The sequence below is a fragment of the Streptomyces sp. NTH33 genome (assembly GCF_003236365.1).
Taxonomy (GTDB): Bacteria; Actinomycetota; Actinomycetes; order Streptomycetales; family Streptomycetaceae; genus Streptomyces.
Genome location: NZ_POTZ01000038.1, coordinates 1 through 18,332 on the forward strand (window position 1 = coordinate 1; position 18,332 = coordinate 18,332).

The following is an 18,332-nucleotide window of genomic DNA, read 5'->3' on the forward strand; positions in this document are numbered from 1 at the left end:
CCGCTTCGACGCTTCAGCGCTTCGGCCCGAACGGCCCCGGCCCACCGGCCGCCCTCGCCGTCCCTACGGCGCCGGTCGGTTTCTCCGTCCCGGCCGGGACGGGCCCGGCCCAGGGGGGCGTGGCCCGGTGAGAAGCGCGGCCCTTCCGGCCGCCGGACGTCGAACCCGCACTGGCGGCACGGCACACCGCCCGCCCGGACCCCGGACCGGCGGCGGGCCGCCCGGCACGAGCCCCCACCGGGGGTTCGTGCCGGGCGGTGGGCGAGCCCTCGCAGCGGACGCGGCCCTCGCAGCGGACGCGGCCCTCGGCCGTCAGTCCCGCGGGCCCTTCTCCGTCATGCCGTGGACGGCCGGGACGGTCCCCAGGCGGCCCTTCTGGAAGTCCTCGAAGGCCTGCATGAGCTCTTCGCGGGTGTTCATGACGAAGGGGCCGTAGTGCGCCATCGGCTCACGGATCGGCTGCCCGCCGAGCAGGGCGACCTCCAGGTCCGGCGTGTGGGAGTCCTGCTTCTCGTCCGCGCGGACGGTCAGCGAGCCGCCGGTGCCGAAGACCGCGGTCTGGCCCAGGTGGACCGGGCGCCGCTCGGCGCCGACCGTGCCGCGGCCGGCCAGGACGTACGCCAGGCCGTTGAAGTCCTCCCGCCAGGGGAGCGTGATCTCGGCGCCCGGGGCGAGCGTCGCGTGGATCATCGTGATCGGCGTGTGCGTGATGCCGGGGCCCTCGTGACCGTCCAGCTCACCGGCGATGACCCGCAGCAGCGCGCCGCCGTCCGGGGAGGTCAGGAGCTGCACCTGACCACCGCGGATGTCCTGGTAGCGCGGGGCCATCATCTTGTCCTTCGCCGGCAGGTTCACCCACAGCTGCAGGCCGTGGAAGAGACCGCCGGACATGACCAGCTGCTCCGGCGGCGCCTCGATGTGCAGCAGACCGCTGCCGGACCAGGGCATGCGCGCCGTCGGGCGTGAGACCGGTCTGGCAACCGGCATACGACACACCCCTGGCGCCTTCAGCCGGCCCCACCGGTATCGACAGCCGCTTCGCCGCATGCGGCGTCGTCTCCACAGCCGCCCCGGCCTGTGCGGAGTACCGTGGACAACACCGAGGGCATTTCGCACACCGGCTTCCACGCCGGGGTCGTTCTCGGCGAGAGATGAATCCCGGGTCGCCGCGAAGGCGGCCCGGAGACGGGTCCGCATCATGTCGGCGACCTTGCACCAACCCCTGCCACACCACGAGCCCGTCGCAGCCCCGGCCGTGCGTCTCGCGCTGAAGAGCGACGGTCCGCCCCGCGGCCTCCTGGACGGTGCCTGGTGGCCCCGCTCCCGGGACCTGCTGAGCGAGCTGCCCGCACTGACCGATGTGCTGGACCCCCTGTGGGGCCGCATCACCCGCATCGCCGTCAACCCGAAGTACTGGCCGGTCATCCCGCACGACATTCCCGTGGACGGTCATGTCGTCAAGGCCGGTTGGTTCACCCCGGAGATCGACCCGCACAAGCTGCTGCTGCTCTCCTACGGCACCGGCCGCTGGGATCTGCTGGTCATCCCACCCGGGACCGGGGCGGAGTCGGCGGCCCGCCTGATGGCGGCCGCGTCCGACCACGACGGCCCGCCGCTGACCGCGACCGCGCTCATCACCGCGGACGAGGCCCGGCACGCCGTATCCGCGGCCGACCGGCCACTCGATCGGGACGAGGCATGGGAGTACGAGGGCGGCGCCTCCTCGACCTCCGCGGCCGTTCCCGCACAGGCCGGTGGCGTCAGCCGCCTGATCATCGGCATGTGAGACAGCCGTCATGAACACCTTCCTGACGACCGCCGCCTTCCTGGTCCTCATCGCAGCGGCGGCATTCGTGATCCACCGGCTCAACATCGAGCACGCGGAGAGAATCGCCGTGCACCGGTACAGTCGCGCGCTGCCCGGCGGCCCGCGCCGCGGAACCGACGCGGCACAACCTCCTGCGGGACCGGCACTGTCCACGTCGCCGACCGTCGGCGAACGACGTGACCACCGCGACGGGGGCCGCGGCCGCTTCCCAGCGCGCCGCCGCCGCGACCGCACCACTCACCACAAATGACGAGGCGACGTTCCCGGCCTCCGCGCACCGACTGCCGGCGCGGGCCCGTATCGACGGGTTTCGGCCCCGCCTTACGAACGACGCAGCCACGTGCAGGGATCTCGACCGGCGGGTCCCCGCACCACGTGGCCATGGGCCTCGTCCCGAGGAGCAGCACATGCAAGCCCTGATCGTTCTCATCGTCGTGATCGGCCTCCTGGCCGTCCTGACCCTCGCCCTGTCCGTGAGGATCGTCAAGCAGTACGAGAAGGGAGTGCTGTTCCGCTTCGGCCGACTCGTCGGAACACGCTCCCCGGGGCTGCGGTTCATCATCCCGTTCGCCGACGTCCTGCACCGGGTGTCGCTGCGGGTGGTCACCATGCCGATCCAGTCCCAGGGCATCATCACCCGGGACAACGTGAGCGTCGACGTGTCGGCGGTCGCCTACTTCCGGGTCGTCGACGCCGTGAAGTCGGTGGTCGCCGTGGAGAACGTCAACGCGGCGATCAATCAGATCGCGCAGACCACCCTACGGAAGGTCGTCGGCCGGCACACGCTCGACGAGACGCTGTCGGAGACGGACCGTATCAACCTGGACATCCGCCAGATCCTCGACGTCACCACCGTCGACTGGGGTGTGCAGGTCACGCTGGTCGAGCTCAAGGACATCCAGCTGCCCGAGACCATGAAGCGGGCCATGGCCCGCCAGGCCGAGGCCGAGCGGGAGAAGCGGGCGAAGATCATCAACGCGGAGGGCGAGTCGCTGGCCGCAGCCGCGCTCGGTGACGCCTCGGACACCATGATGGCCCACCCGCTGGCGCTTCAACTGCGCAATCTGCAGAGCCTGGTGGAGATCGGTGTCGACCAGAACACCACCGTCGTCTTCCCGGCCCCCCTCATGAGCACGATCGGCGAGCTCGGCTCCTTCCTCGCCCGGGAAACCGCAGCCGCTGCACCCGCCGCGGCGGCGCCACGGGCCGGCACCCGCCGCACCGACAAGTCCCTCAGCCCGGCCGGCAACGCGCCCGGCCCCGCAGCGTGACCCGACTACGGCCAGCATCATCACCGCGTACCGCGGTGGTGGTGCGGGCGAGCGATCCGTGCCACTGGGACGGCCTCGTGGCCGATGCCTGTCGCGCGCGTCCTGCGTGCATCGGCTGATGATGGGAGTACGGCCGAACACGCGGAGCTGATCATGACGGGTTGGCGGGTCAGGGACTACGCCCAGGACGATCTCGAAGCGCTGATCCGAGTCGACATGGAGAGCAGTACGACCGAGGAGCCGCCGCTCTTCCCGCTCTCGGACGCCGTGACGTCCCTCCAGGCCCGCCACCCGGCTGTGGTGGCCACGGCCGACGACGTGCTGATCGGCGCCGCGGTGAGCAGGGTGGAGGGCGAACGGGCATGGATCCTGCGCATCTGCATGGCGCCCGGCTGGCGGCAGCGCGGGCTGGGCAGTGCCCTGATCACCGCCCTTGAGCAACGTCTCTTCGCCGTCGGCGTCCGGGCGGTACACGCCGCCCTGCCCGAGGGCGAGACCGGTGCCACCGCTCTGCGCAACTGCGACTTCGGCGCCCGCCCCGGGCTGGTCTTCTTCGAGAAGCGCGGGCCGGTGACCCCGCAGTCGGCCGGCACGCTGTCCTCGCTCGGAGCGGAGCTGCCGCCGGGGGGACTGTGGCAGAAGGTCGCGGGCATGCAACGGGAGAAGCGGCTCATCGAGCGGCGCCTGGTCCTGCCGCTGGCCCATCCGGAACTGGCCGCACAGCACGGAGTGGAACTGCCGCGGGCGGTGATGCTGTTCGGCCCGCCCGGGACCGGCAAGAGCACGTTCGCGCACGCGATCGCCAGCCGCCTGGGATGGCCCTTCCTCGAACTGTTCCCCGCCCGTCTGGCCGCCGAGTACGGCCTGGCGACCGGGCTGAACCGGCGCTTCGACGAGATCGCCCGGCTCGACCACGTCCTCGTCTTCATCGACGAGGTCGAGGAGATCGCCGGCGAACGCGGCGGCGCGGACGCCACCGCTGTCGGCGTCGTCAACGAACTGCTCAAGGCGATCGTCCGGTTCCGTAGCCAGGACGGGCGGCTGCTCGTCTGTGCCACGAACAACGTGACCACGCTCGACTCCGCGTTCCTGCGGCACGGCCGCTTCGACTACGTACTGCCGATCGGCCCTCCCGACCACACCGCCAGGACCGCGCTGTGGGAGAGCTACCTGGCCCGAGCGGGCGCGCGGGCCGACAGCGCGGTACTCGCGTCCGCCAGCGAGGGGTTCACCCCCGCCGACATCGCCCACGCGGCGCGAACCGTCTCCCAGGCCCAGTTCGAGCGCGCCTTCGACACCGGAACCCGGACCACCCCCATCACGGATGACTATCTGGACACGATCCGCGACACCAAGCCCACGGTCAGCGCCGCCATGGCCCAGGAATTCGCCCAGCAGACGGAGAAGTTCGCCCGCATCTAGCGTCCGGACCGACGGGGAGTCGATCCGCGACGGACGTGTCAGGCCGACGTAGGTGGCGTGGCGCCGCCCGTATCGATGAGGATCTGTCTGGCCTCGGTGATGTTGTCGGCCCGTACGGCCCGGGCCATCGCGGCGCGTGCCGCGTCGGGCGACGTGTCCGGAGGGACCAGCAACAGAGAGAAGAGGTCCCGCTCGCCCCGGGTGATGAGGACGGTGTCGTCACCGACCGGGAAGGAATCGATGTGGACGACTCGGCCGTCGACCACCACCCGGGTCGGCAGTCCGTCCCAGGCGCTCCCGTCCAGACCGACCCGGGTGACAGGCCCGAGATGCTCGGTCAACGCGGAGATCAGCGAGGGAAGCTCGGCACCGATGTCCCGGGACCGCGGCCACCACGCGCCGTCCAGGATTCCCTCGCGTGCGTGTGTCGTCTCCAGCCGCAGCAGGGCCGTCCCGGGTTTCACCGACCGGTGGACGGCGTCCGGCAGGAGCCTGGGGAGGCCGGGGGTGTCTGAGTCGGCCATGATGTCCGCCCGTCCGCAGAGAGCGGTGCGACCGCAGAGCGTGCGACCGCGATACGACCCTGCTCCCTCACGGTACTCCGCACGACGCTCGCGCGAGCGCCTCGCCGCACGGCGCGGTTACGGAAACAGGCAACGGCTCCGGCGTATACCCGCCGGAGCCGCCCTTCCGGGTCATTGCACGTGAGAGTGCGCCGACCCGCTTTCCACGCTACACCAAGGGGATTAATCCGACAGGAACGATCCTTGCGAAGGTTCACTTCGGTCCGAGAAGCCGACGCGGCGGCTCAGCCACGCCCTTCCTCTTCCGTCTCCATCTGCCGGATCCCCTGGTGCGTCAGCGTGATCATCGCGGGCGAGTTGCCCCTCCCCCAGTCCACGACGACCCGGCCTTCGCCCGCCAGGTACATACAGGCAGCGGCCATGTCCTGCTCAGGGATACCGAGGTCGGTGCGGAGCTTCGCCCCATCGACGCCCAGGAGGCGATTGCCCTCGGCGGCTTGGTACAGAGCCTGCATGATCCTCTCGCGGTACGTCTTCCGGTCTCGCAATATCGCCATCACGCGCCTTCCTCTACTGCCCACGGTCGGGCCGAAGTCGATGTCATCCGCGGTCGCCGTCGCGGTGGGGCGCGTCGGAACGCTCGCGTCCACCGCCGACCGACGGTGCCTCCGGGGCCGACGCCCGATCCCCGGCAGAACATCGCTGTAGTGGAAGGCAGCGATCCGTTCGTCGTGCTGAGCGTTGAGCTGGTGGATCAGAACGACTCCGACGGCGATCAGAAGGAGCAGCGCGGCCGCGGCGATGAGAATCACGGTTCTCTCACCTCCGCCGATCGGTGGGCGAAGGCCCTGTCGAGCCGGTGGGCCGGGGCAGGGACGACGGCCGACCTGCTCCGCCGTCGGTCTCCCACGCTTCTTCCGCGATCCGGGCGTCGATCCTGTCTGCTGCTTCCTCCCGGGCCGGGGCATCGATGCCGTCGCCCGCCATCAGCTGCGCGGCGGCATCCGCACCGGTTTCCGGCGGAATCACCAGCACGTCCCGGCGGCCATCGGCGGAGAAGAAGGTCAGTCTGTGCGGATCCTGCTCCTCGGTGGACCAGCCCACGTGCACCGTGCGCCCGGCGACGGACACCCGACACGGGATGACGGGCCAGTGGGCAGGGTTCACTGCGATACCTGTGATGCGGCCCCAGAGATCACCCAGGGCGACTGTCAAGGGTGGCAGCTCACGGGTGAGGGCACGGGAGCGAGGCCACCACATGCCGTCCAGCCCGCCCGGCGCGGGCGTCAGGGACAGGCGAGCCGGCAGCGACGGCACGCGCCTGCTCGATGTCGTACGGTCGATGGTCACGGACATGGCGCGAACCTGCCCCGGGCTCGTAAGCGGCCCGGCGTCGTCGATCGCCGGAAACGGCACCCGCAGCGGAGCCGGTGCGCGAAGAACTCCCGGTGCCTCCACACTACTCCGCCCGTTGACCCAAGAGGCCGTGGATGACCTGGCATTTTCCAGCCTTCGGGACCTGATCCCGGGTGCCGGAGGCGCACCTTGTCAGAGCCAGTCCTTGCCCTTGAACGTCAAATACAGCACGGCGGACAGGACCACGATGACGGCTGCGGAGGTGATGAATCCGGACTCGCGGCCGAAACCGGGATAGGGGAGGTTCTGGCCGTAGTATCCGGTGATCGCGGTGGGTACGGCGATGATCGCGGCCCAGCTCGTCACCTTCTTCATGATCAGGTTCATGCTGTTGGCCTGGACCGAGAGGTTCGTCTCCATGACCGAGGCCACCAGGTCCCGCAGTGATTCCGTCCATTCGGTGGCACGCAGCACGTGGTCGTAGACGTCCTGGTAATAGGGGACGAGAGGGTCGGTGATCACGTGCAGGCCGGGGCGCATGAGGGTATTGACCACCTCCCGCATCGGGAGCACGACGCGGCGCAACTGGACGAGCGATTTGCGGAGCGCGAAAGCCCGGCGTTGCACGGCTTCGATCTCACGGCGCCCGGCCGCGAAGAGCAGACCCTCCAGCTCCTCGATACTGTCGTCCAGCTGCTGGACCGCGGCGAAGTGGCCGTCCACGAGATGGTCGAGCAGACCGTGCAGCAGGAATCCGACGCCATGGCCGGCCAGGTCCGGGCTCTCGTGCCAGCGGGCGACGACGTCCTCCATGTCGAAACCGTCGTCCTTGCGGACGGTGATCACGGCCTGGCTGGTGAGGAACACGGCGATCTCGCTGTACGTCAGTTCCGCAGCGTCCGGGCTGACGGTCACGGCATAGGCGCTGAGGAACTCGTGAGTGCGATAGCGGTCGAGTTTCGGCCGCTGCCCACGCTGTGCGGCATCCTCCAAAGCCAGTTCATGGATGCCGAACTCTTCGCCCAGCATGGTGAATTCGGCTGACCCGGGCCGGTACAGGTCCAGCCACACCACCGACGCCGGATCGGCGAGATGCCCAGAGACGTCACTGACGGGAAAGTCCTCCAGGACGAGAGTGCCGTCGTGATACAGCCGGGTGCGCGTCACCATGGCCCGAGGCTAGTCTTTCGCGCCCCGATCATGCCGCTTCGCCCTAATTGCCAGCGCGGCAGGCTCCCGACATCACCGGACGGTCAGCACATCCGCACACATGCTTTCCGGCCGGTATCGCAACGAGACGATACGGCGCCCCAACGGTTCCCCAAACGGGACAGCAGTCGGCACACAGTCCGCAGGGCACCCGATCGGGACCGTCGCACCCCATTACCAACCGGCCCATTACTAGGAGACCAGAAGACGGCCGGTCCGGATCCCTCGTACGCGAGGGATCCGGACCGGACTCGTCCGCATATGGTCCTGGCGAGCCCTATATTCCGCCCTCAGACATCCCATGCACGGCCGGGATGGTCCCCAGGCGGCCCTTCTGGAAGTCCTCGAACGCCTGCTGGAGCTCTTCCCTGGTGTTCATGACGAACGGGCCGTAGTGCGCCATGGGCTCACGCATCGGCTGTCCGCCGAGAAGGACGACCTCCAGGTCCGGCGTGTGGGAGTCCTGCTTCTCCTCTGCGCGGACGGTCAGCGAAGAACCCGCACCGAACACGGCCGTCTGCCCCAGGTGGATCGGACGCCGTTCCGCACCGACCGAGCCACGCCCGGCGAGGACATACGCCAGGCCGTTGAAGTCCTCCCGCCACGGCAGCGTCACCTCCGCACCCGGCGCCACCGTCGCGTGGATCATCGTGATCGGCGTGTGCGTGATGCCGGGACCGGCATGCCCATCCAGCTCACCGGCGATCACGCGCAACAGCGCGCCGCCGTCGGGCGTGGTCAGCAGCTGGACGTTGCCGCCGCGGATGTCCTGGTAGCGCGGCGCCATCATCTTGTCCTTCGCCGGGAGGTTCACCCACAGCTGGAGCCCGTGGAAGAGACCGCCGGACACGACCAGCGACTCCGGCGGAGCCTCAATGTGCAGCAGGCCCGAGCCAGCCGTCATCCACTGGGTGTCGCCGTTGGTGATGGTGCCACCGCCACCCTGGCTGTCCTGGTGGTCGAAGATCCCATCGATGATGTACGTGACGGTCTCGAAGCCCCGGTGCGGATGCCACGGGGTCCCCTTCGGCTCCCCAGGCTGATACTCCACCTCACCCATCTGATCCATCATGATGAACGGGTCGAGATGGCGGTAGTTGATCCCGGCGAACGCCCGGCGCACCGGGAAGCCCTCGCCCTCGAAGCCGCTCGGCGCGGTCGTGACGGCGAGCACGGGACGTGCCACGGCACCGGCCGGCGCGGCCACACGGGGCAGCGTCAGCGGGTTCTCGACGGTCACTGCAGGCATGTCGGTTCCTCCTTGTGCGCTCACATTAGTTGAGCGTTGAACTTTCTACCAGACCCAACAGAAGGAGCCCGGGGGGCATTCCCTCCGGGCTCCGCACACCGGGCACACCGGCCGTCTCCGTCGCGGCTCAGCCGTACATCCGGCGCATCGCGAACTCCACCATCTGCTCGACCGCCTTGGCGTCGAACACGATCCGGTGCTCGCCCTCCATGTCCAGCACGAAGCCGTAGCCGGTGGGCAGCAGGTCGATCACCTCGGCACCGGTGATCACGAAGTACTTGGACTCCTTGCCGGCGTACCGCCGCAGCTCCTTGAGCGAGGTGAACATCGGGATCACCGGCTGCTGGGTGTTGTGCAGCGCGAGGAACCCGGGGTTGTCCCCGCGCGGGCAGTACACCTTGGAGGTCGCGAAGATCTGCTGGAAGTCCTCCGCGGCGAGCTGCCCCGTGGTGAAGGCGCGCACCGCGTCCGCGAGCGAGGGAGGCGACGGCTCGGGGTAGAGCGGCGCCTGCTGACCGTACCCGCCGACGCCGCCGGGCATCTGCTGCTGCGGGGGGACGTATCCCTGCTGTGCTGCCCCGTTGTCCATCGGCTGGCCGTATCCGTACATGCCCCAAAGCGTACTGACCTTGACGAGGACTGGGTCACAGTAGTCCGAATCGGGGTTGCTTCTTATTACCGACGGGTAGCATCATCGGATCTACTAGTCAGTACGTGAACCAGTTGCGAGGAGTCAGTGCCTCGCCGAGTCATCGACGGGAGCCGTGGCCATGGGGCACTACAAGCCGAATCTCCGCGACATCGAGTTCAACCTGTTCGAAGTCCTCGGACGTGACGAGCTGTACGGCACCGGCCCGTTCGAGGAGATGGACACCGAGACCGCCAAGAGCATCCTGGAGGAGCTGGCCCGCCTCTCCGAGAACGAGCTGGCGGAGTCCTTCGCGGACGCCGACCGCAACCCGCCGGTGTTCGACCCCGAGACGAACACCGCGCCGGTGCCGGAGAGCTTCAAGAAGAGCTACAAGGCCTTCATGGACTCCGAGTACTGGCGGCTCGGCCTGCCCGAGGAGATCGGCGGCACCACCGCTCCGCCGTCCCTCATCTGGGCGTACGCGGAGCTGGTCCTCGGCGCCAACCCGGCCGTGTGGATGTACTCCTCCGGCCCGGCGTTCGCCCGCATCCTCTTCGAGGAGGGCACCGAGGAGCAGAAGAGGCTCGCGAAGATCGCGGTCGAGAAGACCTGGGGCTCCACCATGGTGCTCACCGAGCCCGACGCGGGCTCCGACGTGGGCGCCGGCCGCACCAAGGCGGTCCAGCAGGAGGACGGCTCCTGGCACATCGAGGGCGTGAAGCGCTTCATCACCTCCGGTGAGCACGACATGGAGGAGAACATCCTCCACTACGTCCTCGCCCGCCCCGAGGGCGCCGGCCCCGGCACCAAGGGCCTGTCCCTCTTCCTGGTCCCCAAGTACCTGTTCGACTGGGAGACCGGCGAGCTGGGCGAGCGCAACGGCGTCTACGCCACCAACGTCGAGCACAAGATGGGCCTGAAGGCCTCCAACACCTGCGAGATGACCTTCGGCGACCGCCACCCCGCCAAGGGCTGGCTGATCGGCGACAAGCACGACGGCATCCGCCAGATGTTCCGCATCATCGAGTTCGCCCGCATGATGGTCGGCACGAAGGCGATCTCCACGCTGTCGACCGGCTACCTCAACGCTCTGGAGTACGCCAAGGAGCGCGTCCAGGGCCCCGACCTGGCGAACTTCATGGACAAGAGCGCGCCCAAGGTCACCATCACCCACCACCCCGACGTGCGCCGCTCGCTGATGACGCAGAAGGCGTACGCCGAGGGCATGCGCGCCCTCGTCCTGTACACCGCCTCCGTCCAGGACGCCATCGCGGTGAAGGAGGCGGGCGGCGAGGACGCCTCCACCGAGCACGCGCTCAACGACCTGCTCCTGCCCATCGTCAAGGGTTACGGCTCCGAGAAGGGCTACGAGCAGCTCGCCCAGTCCCTGCAGACCTTCGGCGGCTCCGGCTTCCTGCAGGAGTACCCGATCGAGCAGTACATCCGCGACGCCAAGATCGACACCCTGTACGAGGGCACCACGGCGATCCAGGGCCAGGACTTCTTCTTCCGGAAGATCGTCCGCAACCAGGGCGCCGCGCTGAACTCGCTCGCCGAGGACATCAAGAAGTTCCTGGCGCTCGGCACCGGCGGCGAGGAGCTGGCCGGCGCCCGCGAGCACCTCGCCAAGGCGGCCGTCGAGCTGGAGGCCGTCGTCGGCCTGATGCTGACCGACCTCGCGGCCACCGAGCAGGACGTCAAGAACATCTACAAGGTGGGGCTCAACACCACCCGCCTGCTGCTCGCCTCCGGTGACGTGGTCGTCGGCTACCTGCTGCTCAAGGGCGCGGCCGTCGCCGCCGAGAAGCTTCCGACGGCGTCGAGCAGGGACAAGGCGTTCTACCAGGGCAAGATCGCGGCGGCGAAGTTCTTCGCGGCCAACGTCCTGCCGGGCGTCACCCTGGCCCGCAAGGTCTCCCAGAACGTGGACCTGGACCTGATGGAGCTCGACGAGGCCGCCTTCTAGTCCCCGGCCGGTCCCCGGCAGCCGCAGTGCCCCACGAGGGTCCGCTCCCGTCGACGGGAGCGGACCCTCGTGGCGTCGTTATGGTGAACACCATGAGTACAAGCCAGCGCTTCGACCGCGGCCACACCGACGACCTGATGTCCTTCCTGGCGGCGAGCCCGTCGCCGTACCACGCCGCGGAGAACGCGGCCGAGCGGCTGGAGAAGGCCGGCTTCCGCCGGGTCGCCGAGACGGATGCCTGGGACACGGGGACATCAGAGGCCTCCGCCGCGGGCAGCGGCGGAAAGTACGTACTGCGCGGCGGGGCGATCGTGGCCTGGTACGTCCCCGAGGGCGCCGCGCCGCACACCCCGTTCCGCATCATCGGCGCACACACCGACTCCCCGAACCTGCGGGTCAAGCCGCTGCCCGACACCGGGGCGCACGGCTGGCGCCAGATCGCCGTGGAGATCTACGGCGGCCCGCTGATGAACTCCTGGCTCGACCGCGACCTGGGCCTGGCGGGCCGGCTCACGCTCCGGGACGGCTCGAGTCACCTGGTGAACGTCGACCGCCCGCTGCTGCGCGTTCCCCAGCTGGCGATCCACCTGGACCGCGCGGTCTCCACGGACGGCCTCAAGCTCGACAAGCAGCGCCACCTGCAGCCGGTGTGGGGCCTGGGCGACGACGTCCGCGACGGCGACCTGATCGCCTTCCTGGAGCAGGAGGCCGGGCTCCCGGCGGGCGAGGTGGCCGGCTGGGACCTGATGACCCACTCCGTGGAACCGCCCGCCTACCTGGGCCGCGACCGCGAGCTGATGGCCGGCCCCCGCATGGACAACCTGCTCTCGGTGCACGCCGGTACGGCGGCGCTGGCGGCAGTGGCGACCGGCCCCGGGGCGGCGGACCTGCCGTACATCCCGGTGCTGGCCGCCTTCGACCACGAGGAGAACGGCTCCCAGTCGGACACCGGCGCGGACGGCCCGCTGCTCGGAACGGTGCTGGAACGCTCGGTGTTCGCCCGCGGAGGGTCCTACGAGGACCGGGCGCGCGCCTTCGCCGGCGCGGTCTGCGTCTCCTCCGACACGGGACACGCCGTCCACCCCAACTACGCCGAGCGGCACGACCCGACCCACCACCCGCGCGCGGGCGGCGGCCCCATCCTCAAGGTCAACGTCAACAACCGCTACGCCACGGACGGTTCGGGCCGCGCGGTCTGGGCGGCGGCCTGCGAGAAGGCCGACGTCCCCTTCCAGTCCTTCGTCTCCAACAACTCCATGCCGTGCGGCACGACCATCGGTCCCATCACCGCGGCCCGGCACGGCATCCGCACCGTCGACATCGGCGTGGCGATCCTCTCCATGCACAGCGCCCGCGAACTGTGCGCCGCGAACGACCCGTTCCTCCTGGCGAACGCCCTGGTGGCCTTCCTGGAGGGCTGAGGAGGCCGAGCGCCCGGCCCATGAGGGGCCGCCTCCGCATGGTCACCCGACATGGGGGTAACCGGAGTTGACCGGAAGGAACCGGAACAGGCCGGAACCACCGGACCCGACACCGGACCGACACCGGACCAAGGAGGCGACACTCATGGGCCTCGGCGGATGCATCATCCTCATCGCCGTGGGAGCCATCCTCACGTTCGCGACCGACTGGCACATGCAGGGCGTCAACCTGCACCTGGTCGGCGTCATCCTGATGATCGTCGGCCTCATCGGCGTGACCACCTTCAGCAGCATCTACCGGCGGCGCCGCGTCATGGTGCCCCCCACGACAGCGGTCGTCGAGGAGGACCGCCACCCCCACACGCGGGACGGCTACAGCGACGGGTACGGCCTCTGACCGTGAGCAATCCGTTACGCACGCCGACTTGTCGCATTGTGTGGACATCGTGAAGACTTTGTGCAGCTGAGCCCGGAGGGGAGAGTCGGGCGCTGTACACATCACGACGGGGGGGGCCGCCCGTGCTCGACTTCGCCGCACCGGGCGGCACCTCCGCCGCCTCGGTGCAGCCGGGACCGGGCACCAGGGGCCGCCACGCCGCCCGCCGCGCGCACGCCGGCGTGGAGGAACCGGCCGAGAGGCCCCGGCTGGCGGTCCTGATCCCCGCCCACAACGAGCAGGACCGCATCGCCGCCGCGATCGAGGGCCTGTGGCGGCAGACCCGGCGGCCGGACCTGATCGTCGTCGTCGCCGACAACTGCACCGACGACACCGCCCGGATCGCCCTCGCGCACGGCGCGCAGGTCTTCCACACCCAGGGCAACACGCACAAGAAGGCGGGCGCCCTCAACCAGGCCATCGCCTGGGTGCTGCCCCACCTCGACGACCGGGACCTGCTGCTGGTGCAGGACGCCGACACCGTGCTCAACCCGTGGTTCGCCGAGACCGCCCTGGCCACCTTCAACCGTAGGGTCGGCGCCGTCGGCGGAGTCTTCTACGGCGAGGAGGGCGGCGGACTGCTCGGCCTGCTGCAGCGCATGGAGTTCCACCGCTACGCCTGGGAGCTGGAGCGCACCGGAGGCAGGGCCCAGGTGCTCACCGGCACCGGCACCATGTTCCGCGCCCGCGTGCTGCGCGAGGTGCGGGCGGCCCGCCGCGCCGGGGTGATCGGCGGCGGCACCGGCTACTACAGCCTCGCCTCCCTCACCGAGGACGACGAGATGACCAAGGCGGTCAAGACCCTCGGCTACCGCGCCATGTCACCGGCCGGCTGCGCGGTCACCACCGAGGTCATGCCGACCCTGCCCAAACTGTGGCACCAGCGGCTGCGCTGGCAGCGCGGCGCCCTGGAGAACCTCCGCGACTACGGCTGGACCCGCGTCACCGCCCGGTACTTCCTGCAGCAGTTCCTCATGGGCTTCGGCGCGCTGTCCTTCCTCGTCTACCTGACCTTCATGATCACCTTCACGTCCCTGTACGGCCTGCCCGGCCTGTCGCCGTTCTGGACCTCGATCGGCCTGATCTTCGTGGTGGAAAAGGTCGTCTCCGTGCGCCGCGCCGGACCCCTGCCCATGCTCGTGGCGCTGCTGATGATCCCGGAGATGCTCTACGACCTGTTCCAGCACGCCGTCTACTTCTGCTCGCTGTGGGGCCTGCTGCGCCGCAGCGAGGAGAAGTGGGTGTCCACCTGACCACCCCTCACATCCCGCGCACCCACCGCACCCACCGCACCACAGCAAGGAGAACGACCATGTACGGACGAGTCATCGGCGCCGGCACCACGGGCGCCGGGGGCGCCACCCTGGCGGCCACCGGCATCTGGATGAACAGCATGGCCATGATGGTCGCGGCCACGACACTGGTGGCCGCCGGAGTGGCCCTGTTCAAGCTGGCCCCGCGCCCGCGCCGCCGCTGACGCCCGGCTCCGGCGGCCGTACACCGGGCGGGAACGGCTGCTGCCGTCCCCGCCCGGTCAGGTGTCCCCGCCCGGTCAGGCGTCCATGCCCGCCAGGACCAGCGGCAGCCGTTCCGCGCCGCCCTCGGTCACCCGGACCGGGACGCCCCAGTCCTGCTGGTGCACATGGCAGGCGGGGTACTCGTTCGCGGGGTCGTCGTCGCACGAGGCCGCCATCGCGGAGACGTGCAGGACGCCCTCCGGAACGGCGGGGTTGAGGTCCAGGGTGCGGGACAGGTCCGTTCCCGCGCCCTCTCCGTCGAGCAGCAGCTCGGGCGGGGTGGACGAGACCAGGAGCCGGGTGGACGGGCCGTAGCGCGTGTCCAGCTTCTGGCCCGCCGGGGCCTGGAAGACGACGTCCAGCCGCAGCCGCCCGGGGGCGACCTCGGTGGCGGCGCGCTGGGTCCGGTGGGCGACCGCCTCCACCCGTACCGCCTCCTCCGGCAGGCGCAGCCGGGTCAGCCGGTGCCGGGCCGACTCCACGACCACGATGTCCTCGCCGACGAGCACCGCGTCGCTGGGCTCGCGCAGGTCGGTGGCGAGCGTGGTGACCTCGCCGGTCGCCGGGTCGTAGCGGCGCAGGGCGTGATTGTAGGTGTCGCTGACGGCGACCGAGCCGTCGGGGAGGGCGGTCACGCCCAACGGGTGCTGGAACAGGGCCTGTCCGGCGGCTCCGTCCCGGTGCCCGAAGTCGAACAGGCCGGTGCCGACGGCCGTGTGGACGTGGCCGTCCAGGTCCACCCAGCGCAGTGCGGACGTCTCGGAGTCGGCGAGCCACAGCCGTTCGGGCGTGGCCGCGAGCCCGGAGGGCTGCGCGAACCAGGCGTCCCCGCCCGGCCCGTCGACGAGCCCCTCGTTGGTGGTCCCGGCGGTGACGGAGACGGTCCCTCCCCCAGCGCTGAACGCCTGGGCGGTACCCCCAGCGGGGTCGTACGCCCACAGCTGGTGCACGCCGGCCATGGCGATCCACACCCTGCCGTTCCACCAGGCGACGTCCCAGGGCGAGGAGAGTTTCACGTCACGGGCGGGACCGGACGTGGCCTCGCCCTGCATCCACTGGTGTCCGGTACCGGCCAGGGTGGTCACCTCACCGGTGGCGAGGTCGAGGCGGCGCAGCGTGTGGTTGACCGTGTCGGCGACGACGACCGAACCGTCGTCGAGCAGCGCGAGCCCCTGCGGCTCGCTGAAGGTCGCGGACCCGGCTTCTCCGTCGGCGAACCCGCGCTCTCCCGCGCCGATCCGCCGCACCACGGTCTCACCGTCCTCCGCCAGCTCCACCAGCTGGTGCCGGGTGGTGTCGCTGACCAGGAAGTTCCCGCTGGGCAGCAGCAGCGCCTTGCCCGGGAAGCGAAGCGTGGTCGGCTCCGGCTCCGGCGGCACGTACGGCCCGTCGCCGCGCCGCAGCGTCCCCTTCGCCCCGTGCTCGGCCTCCAGCTCCTCCACCAGCCGCTCGATCGCGTGCGCGTGCCCCTCACCGGCGTGCTGCGCGACGACGTACCCCTCCGGGTCGATGACGACGAGCGTCGGCCAGGCACGCACCGCGTACTGCTTCCAGGTGGCGAGCTCCGGGTCGTCGAGCACCGGATGCTCGACGCCGTACCGCTCCACGGCGTCCACGACCGCCTGGTGGTCGGCCTCGTGCACGAACTTCGGCGAGTGCACTCCGACGATCACCACCGTGTCCCGGTGCTTCTCCTCCAGCTCCCGCAACTCGTCGAGGACATGCAGGCAGTTCACACAGCAGAAGGTCCAAAAATCCAGAATGACGACGCGTCCTCGCAGGTCGGCGAGGGTGTACTGCTTACCGCCCGTGTTCAGCCAGCCGCCCTTGCCGATCAGCTCGGGGGCGCGTACGCGGGCACGGTGGGGTGCGGAGTCGCTCATGGCACCAAGGGTGCCATCCGTCCGCCGTCCCCGTTCGCCCGGCCTCACCCGTGCCGGGCGGGGGACGGCGCTCGGCCCATCGGCCCACCGGCGGCGTTCCCGGGCCGGTGCCGGGGAAGCGGTGAGGCATGAGATTTCTCGTGCGGGACCGGATTTTCGGCATCGGTGAGGACTACTGGATCGAGGACGAGCACGGCGGCAAGGTCTTCCTGGTCGACGGGAAGGCGATGCGGCTGCGGGACACCTTCGAGCTGAAGGACGCCCAGGGCCGGGTACTGATCGACATCCATCAGAAGATGCTCGCCCTGCGGGACACGATGGTGATCGAGCGGGACGGTGAGGTCCTGGCGAAGATCCGGCGCAAGTGGCTGTCGCTGCTGCGCAACCACTACCGGGTGTCCCTGGTGGACGGCACCGAGCTCGACGTCAGCGGCAAGATCCTCGACCGGGAGTTCGCCGTCGAGTACGACGGCGAACTGCTGGCGGTGATCTCCCGGCGGTGGCTGCGCGTCGTCGACACGTACGGCGTGGACATCGTGCGGGACGACGCCGACCCGGCGCTGCTGATCGCCGTGGCGGTGTGCGTGATCCACATGGCGGAGAAGGAGCGGGAGGAGCGGTAGCCGCCCGGCGCGGCGGGCGCCCAGCGCGGCGGGCGCTCAGCGGCGGGGCGGTTCCAGACCCAGGACCCGGTCCTTCAGGGCCGGGAACTGCTCGCGGGTGGCCGCGACCTTCGCCGGGTCGAAGTCGACCGTCAGGACCTCCTCGTCGTGGCCCGCCTCGGCCAGGACCTCGCCCCAGGGATCGACCACGATCGAGTGACCCGCCTGGGGAACCCCGGCGTGCGTCCCGGCCGTTCCACAGGCGAGCACGAACGCCTGGTCCTCCACCGCCCGCGCCCGGGCCAGCAGCGTCCAGTGCGCACGCCGGCGCTCGGGCCAGCCCGCCGGAACCACCAGGGTCTGGGCCCCGGCGTCGACGAGCCCGCGGAAGAGTTCGGGGAAACGGAGGTCGTAACAGGTCGCCAGGCCGAGGGTCGTGTCCGGCAGACGCACCGTCACCAGATCCTGGCCCGCACCCATCAGCACGGCCTCGCCCTTGTCGAAGCCGAAGCGGTGGATCTTGCGGTAGGCGGCGGCCAGGTCTCCGGAGGGGGTGAAGACGAGAGAGGTGTTGTAGAGGGGACCCTCAGGATCACGTTCGGGAATCGAACCCGCGTGCAGCCATACGCCCGCGTCGCTCGCCGCCTTCGCCATGGCCTCGTACGTGGGGCCCTCCAGCGGCTCGGCCTCGCGCCCGAACTCCTCGAAGGCGAAGGCCCCGGTGGTCCACAGCTCCGGCAGTACGACGAGGTCGGCACCGGCCTGCTCACGGACCAGCGCGGCCGCTCGCCGCCGCCGCGATTCGACCGATTCGCCCTCGTTCACGGCAATCTGGATCAGCGAGGCGCGCACACTACCACCGTCCTGGCATTCGAGTTTCCCCGGGGGCCTACGATCGTCACACGAAAGCACTGCCGGGGTGCCTCGGAGCAGCGTAACTTAGCACCTCAAGACGCCCGCCGATCGCAGCCACCTCCCGCTGGCAATGCCGAGACAACCTGCCCGTGTACCAACCGC

Annotated in this window: 18 protein-coding genes and 1 pseudogene; 10 read left to right on the forward strand and 9 right to left on the reverse strand. The window is 70.1% G+C overall.

Annotated elements, in window-relative coordinates:
- Nucleotides 1-312: 312 nt before the first annotated feature.
- Nucleotides 313-939: pseudogene (locus C1I97_RS06245) on the reverse strand (pirin family protein); the annotation flags it as partial.
- Nucleotides 940-1,210: 271 nt separating this feature from the next.
- Here C1I97_RS06245 and C1I97_RS06250 point away from each other — a divergent pair.
- The 4 genes from C1I97_RS06250 (at nt 1,211) to C1I97_RS06265 (ending at nt 4,521) form a co-directional block, all read left to right on the forward strand.
- Complete coding sequence (locus tag C1I97_RS06250; protein WP_309147778.1) at nt 1,211-1,786, forward strand: DUF5994 family protein; 576 nt, start codon at nt 1,211-1,213, stop codon at nt 1,784-1,786.
- 10 nt (nt 1,787-1,796) lie between these two features.
- Nucleotides 1,797-2,078, forward strand: coding sequence for a hypothetical protein (locus tag C1I97_RS06255; protein ID WP_111002223.1), 282 nt, complete (start codon nt 1,797-1,799; stop codon nt 2,076-2,078).
- Nucleotides 2,079-2,235: 157 nt separating this feature from the next.
- The gene (locus tag C1I97_RS06260; protein ID WP_111002224.1) at nt 2,236-3,099 is read left to right on the forward strand and encodes a slipin family protein; all 864 of its coding nucleotides are present in this window, start codon (nt 2,236-2,238) and stop codon (nt 3,097-3,099) included.
- 153 nt (nt 3,100-3,252) lie between these two features.
- The gene (locus tag C1I97_RS06265) at nt 3,253-4,521 is read left to right on the forward strand and encodes an ATP-binding protein (RefSeq protein WP_111002225.1); all 1,269 of its coding nucleotides are present in this window, start codon (nt 3,253-3,255) and stop codon (nt 4,519-4,521) included.
- Nucleotides 4,522-4,559: 38 nt separating this feature from the next.
- Here C1I97_RS06265 and C1I97_RS06270 read toward each other — a convergent pair whose 3' ends face one another.
- The 6 genes from C1I97_RS06270 to C1I97_RS06295 form a co-directional block, all read right to left on the reverse strand.
- Complete coding sequence (locus tag C1I97_RS06270; RefSeq protein ID WP_111002226.1) at nt 4,560-5,045, reverse strand: DUF5994 family protein; 486 nt, start codon at nt 5,043-5,045, stop codon at nt 4,560-4,562.
- Between the two features lie 284 nt (nt 5,046-5,329).
- A complete protein-coding gene (locus C1I97_RS42925) occupies nt 5,330-5,857 on the reverse strand; it encodes a hypothetical protein (protein ID WP_441349087.1) in 528 nt (175 codons plus the stop codon).
- Between the two features lie 7 nt (nt 5,858-5,864).
- Nucleotides 5,865-6,503, reverse strand: coding sequence for a DUF5994 family protein (locus C1I97_RS06280; protein ID WP_181446591.1), 639 nt, complete (start codon nt 6,501-6,503; stop codon nt 5,865-5,867).
- 90 nt (nt 6,504-6,593) lie between these two features.
- Nucleotides 6,594-7,571 carry a magnesium transporter CorA family protein gene (locus C1I97_RS06285; RefSeq protein WP_111002227.1) on the reverse strand — a complete coding sequence of 326 codons (978 nt, stop codon included), beginning with the start codon at nt 7,569-7,571 and terminating at the stop codon, nt 6,594-6,596.
- A 316-nt stretch (nt 7,572-7,887) separates the two neighbouring features.
- On the reverse strand, nt 7,888-8,859 hold the full coding sequence (locus tag C1I97_RS06290) for a pirin family protein (protein ID WP_111002228.1): 972 nt from the start codon (nt 8,857-8,859) through the stop codon (nt 7,888-7,890).
- A gap of 127 nt (nt 8,860-8,986) precedes the next feature.
- Nucleotides 8,987-9,469: an SseB family protein gene (locus tag C1I97_RS06295; RefSeq protein ID WP_111002229.1), complete on the reverse strand. Its 483-nt coding sequence runs from the start codon at nt 9,467-9,469 to the stop codon at nt 8,987-8,989.
- A gap of 160 nt (nt 9,470-9,629) precedes the next feature.
- Between C1I97_RS06295 and C1I97_RS06300 the strand changes: the two genes are divergently transcribed.
- From C1I97_RS06300 to C1I97_RS39695, 5 genes are all read left to right on the forward strand, one after another.
- Nucleotides 9,630-11,456, forward strand: a complete 1,827-nt coding sequence (locus tag C1I97_RS06300) for an acyl-CoA dehydrogenase (RefSeq protein ID WP_111002243.1) — start codon at nt 9,630-9,632, stop codon at nt 11,454-11,456.
- Nucleotides 11,457-11,548: 92 nt separating this feature from the next.
- Nucleotides 11,549-12,877 carry a M18 family aminopeptidase gene (locus tag C1I97_RS06305; protein ID WP_111002244.1) on the forward strand — a complete coding sequence of 443 codons (1,329 nt, stop codon included), beginning with the start codon at nt 11,549-11,551 and terminating at the stop codon, nt 12,875-12,877.
- Between the two features lie 145 nt (nt 12,878-13,022).
- Nucleotides 13,023-13,274 (forward strand): DUF6458 family protein, encoded by a 252-nt coding sequence (locus C1I97_RS06310; RefSeq protein ID WP_111002230.1) that lies wholly within the window; start codon nt 13,023-13,025, stop codon nt 13,272-13,274.
- Nucleotides 13,275-13,495: 221 nt separating this feature from the next.
- Nucleotides 13,496-14,566, forward strand: coding sequence for a glycosyltransferase (locus C1I97_RS06315; protein ID WP_111002245.1), 1,071 nt, complete (start codon nt 13,496-13,498; stop codon nt 14,564-14,566).
- 59 nt (nt 14,567-14,625) lie between these two features.
- Nucleotides 14,626-14,790: a hypothetical protein gene (locus C1I97_RS39695; RefSeq protein WP_181446592.1), complete on the forward strand. Its 165-nt coding sequence runs from the start codon at nt 14,626-14,628 to the stop codon at nt 14,788-14,790.
- A 75-nt stretch (nt 14,791-14,865) separates the two neighbouring features.
- Here C1I97_RS39695 and C1I97_RS06320 read toward each other — a convergent pair whose 3' ends face one another.
- Complete coding sequence (locus C1I97_RS06320) at nt 14,866-16,713, reverse strand: NHL domain-containing thioredoxin family protein (protein ID WP_111002231.1); 1,848 nt, start codon at nt 16,711-16,713, stop codon at nt 14,866-14,868.
- Between the two features lie 128 nt (nt 16,714-16,841).
- Here C1I97_RS06320 and C1I97_RS06325 point away from each other — a divergent pair, with 128 nt between their 5' ends.
- A complete protein-coding gene (locus C1I97_RS06325; protein WP_111002232.1) occupies nt 16,842-17,336 on the forward strand; it encodes an LURP-one-related/scramblase family protein in 495 nt (164 codons plus the stop codon).
- Between the two features lie 36 nt (nt 17,337-17,372).
- Here the strand turns inward: C1I97_RS06325 and C1I97_RS06330 are convergent, their stop codons facing one another.
- Nucleotides 17,373-18,167 carry a carbon-nitrogen family hydrolase gene (locus C1I97_RS06330; RefSeq protein ID WP_111002233.1) on the reverse strand — a complete coding sequence of 265 codons (795 nt, stop codon included), beginning with the start codon at nt 18,165-18,167 and terminating at the stop codon, nt 17,373-17,375.
- Nucleotides 18,168-18,332 lie beyond the last annotated feature (165 nt).

Bases quoted from the DNA above. Each gene is read 5' to 3' on its own strand.
- C1I97_RS06260 (WP_111002224.1), top strand. From the start codon at position 2,236: ATGCAAGCCCTGATCGTTCTCATCGTCGTGATCGGCCTCCTGGCCGTC.
- C1I97_RS06265 (WP_111002225.1), top strand. From the start codon at position 3,253: ATGACGGGTTGGCGGGTCAGGGACTACGCCCAGGACGATCTCGAAGCG.
- C1I97_RS06325 (WP_111002232.1), top strand. From the start codon at position 16,842: ATGAGATTTCTCGTGCGGGACCGGATTTTCGGCATCGGTGAGGACTAC.
- C1I97_RS06290 (WP_111002228.1), bottom strand. From the start codon at position 8,859: ATGCCTGCAGTGACCGTCGAGAACCCGCTGACGCTGCCCCGTGTGGCC.
- C1I97_RS39695 (WP_181446592.1), top strand. From the start codon at position 14,626: ATGTACGGACGAGTCATCGGCGCCGGCACCACGGGCGCCGGGGGCGCC.
- C1I97_RS06300 (WP_111002243.1), top strand. From the start codon at position 9,630: ATGGGGCACTACAAGCCGAATCTCCGCGACATCGAGTTCAACCTGTTC.
- C1I97_RS06270 (WP_111002226.1), bottom strand. From the start codon at position 5,045: ATGGCCGACTCAGACACCCCCGGCCTCCCCAGGCTCCTGCCGGACGCC.
- C1I97_RS06285 (WP_111002227.1), bottom strand. From the start codon at position 7,571: ATGGTGACGCGCACCCGGCTGTATCACGACGGCACTCTCGTCCTGGAG.
- C1I97_RS06295 (WP_111002229.1), bottom strand. From the start codon at position 9,469: ATGTACGGATACGGCCAGCCGATGGACAACGGGGCAGCACAGCAGGGA.
- C1I97_RS06255 (WP_111002223.1), top strand. From the start codon at position 1,797: ATGAACACCTTCCTGACGACCGCCGCCTTCCTGGTCCTCATCGCAGCG.
- C1I97_RS06305 (WP_111002244.1), top strand. From the start codon at position 11,549: ATGAGTACAAGCCAGCGCTTCGACCGCGGCCACACCGACGACCTGATG.
- C1I97_RS06310 (WP_111002230.1), top strand. From the start codon at position 13,023: ATGGGCCTCGGCGGATGCATCATCCTCATCGCCGTGGGAGCCATCCTC.
- C1I97_RS06320 (WP_111002231.1), bottom strand. From the start codon at position 16,713: ATGAGCGACTCCGCACCCCACCGTGCCCGCGTACGCGCCCCCGAGCTG.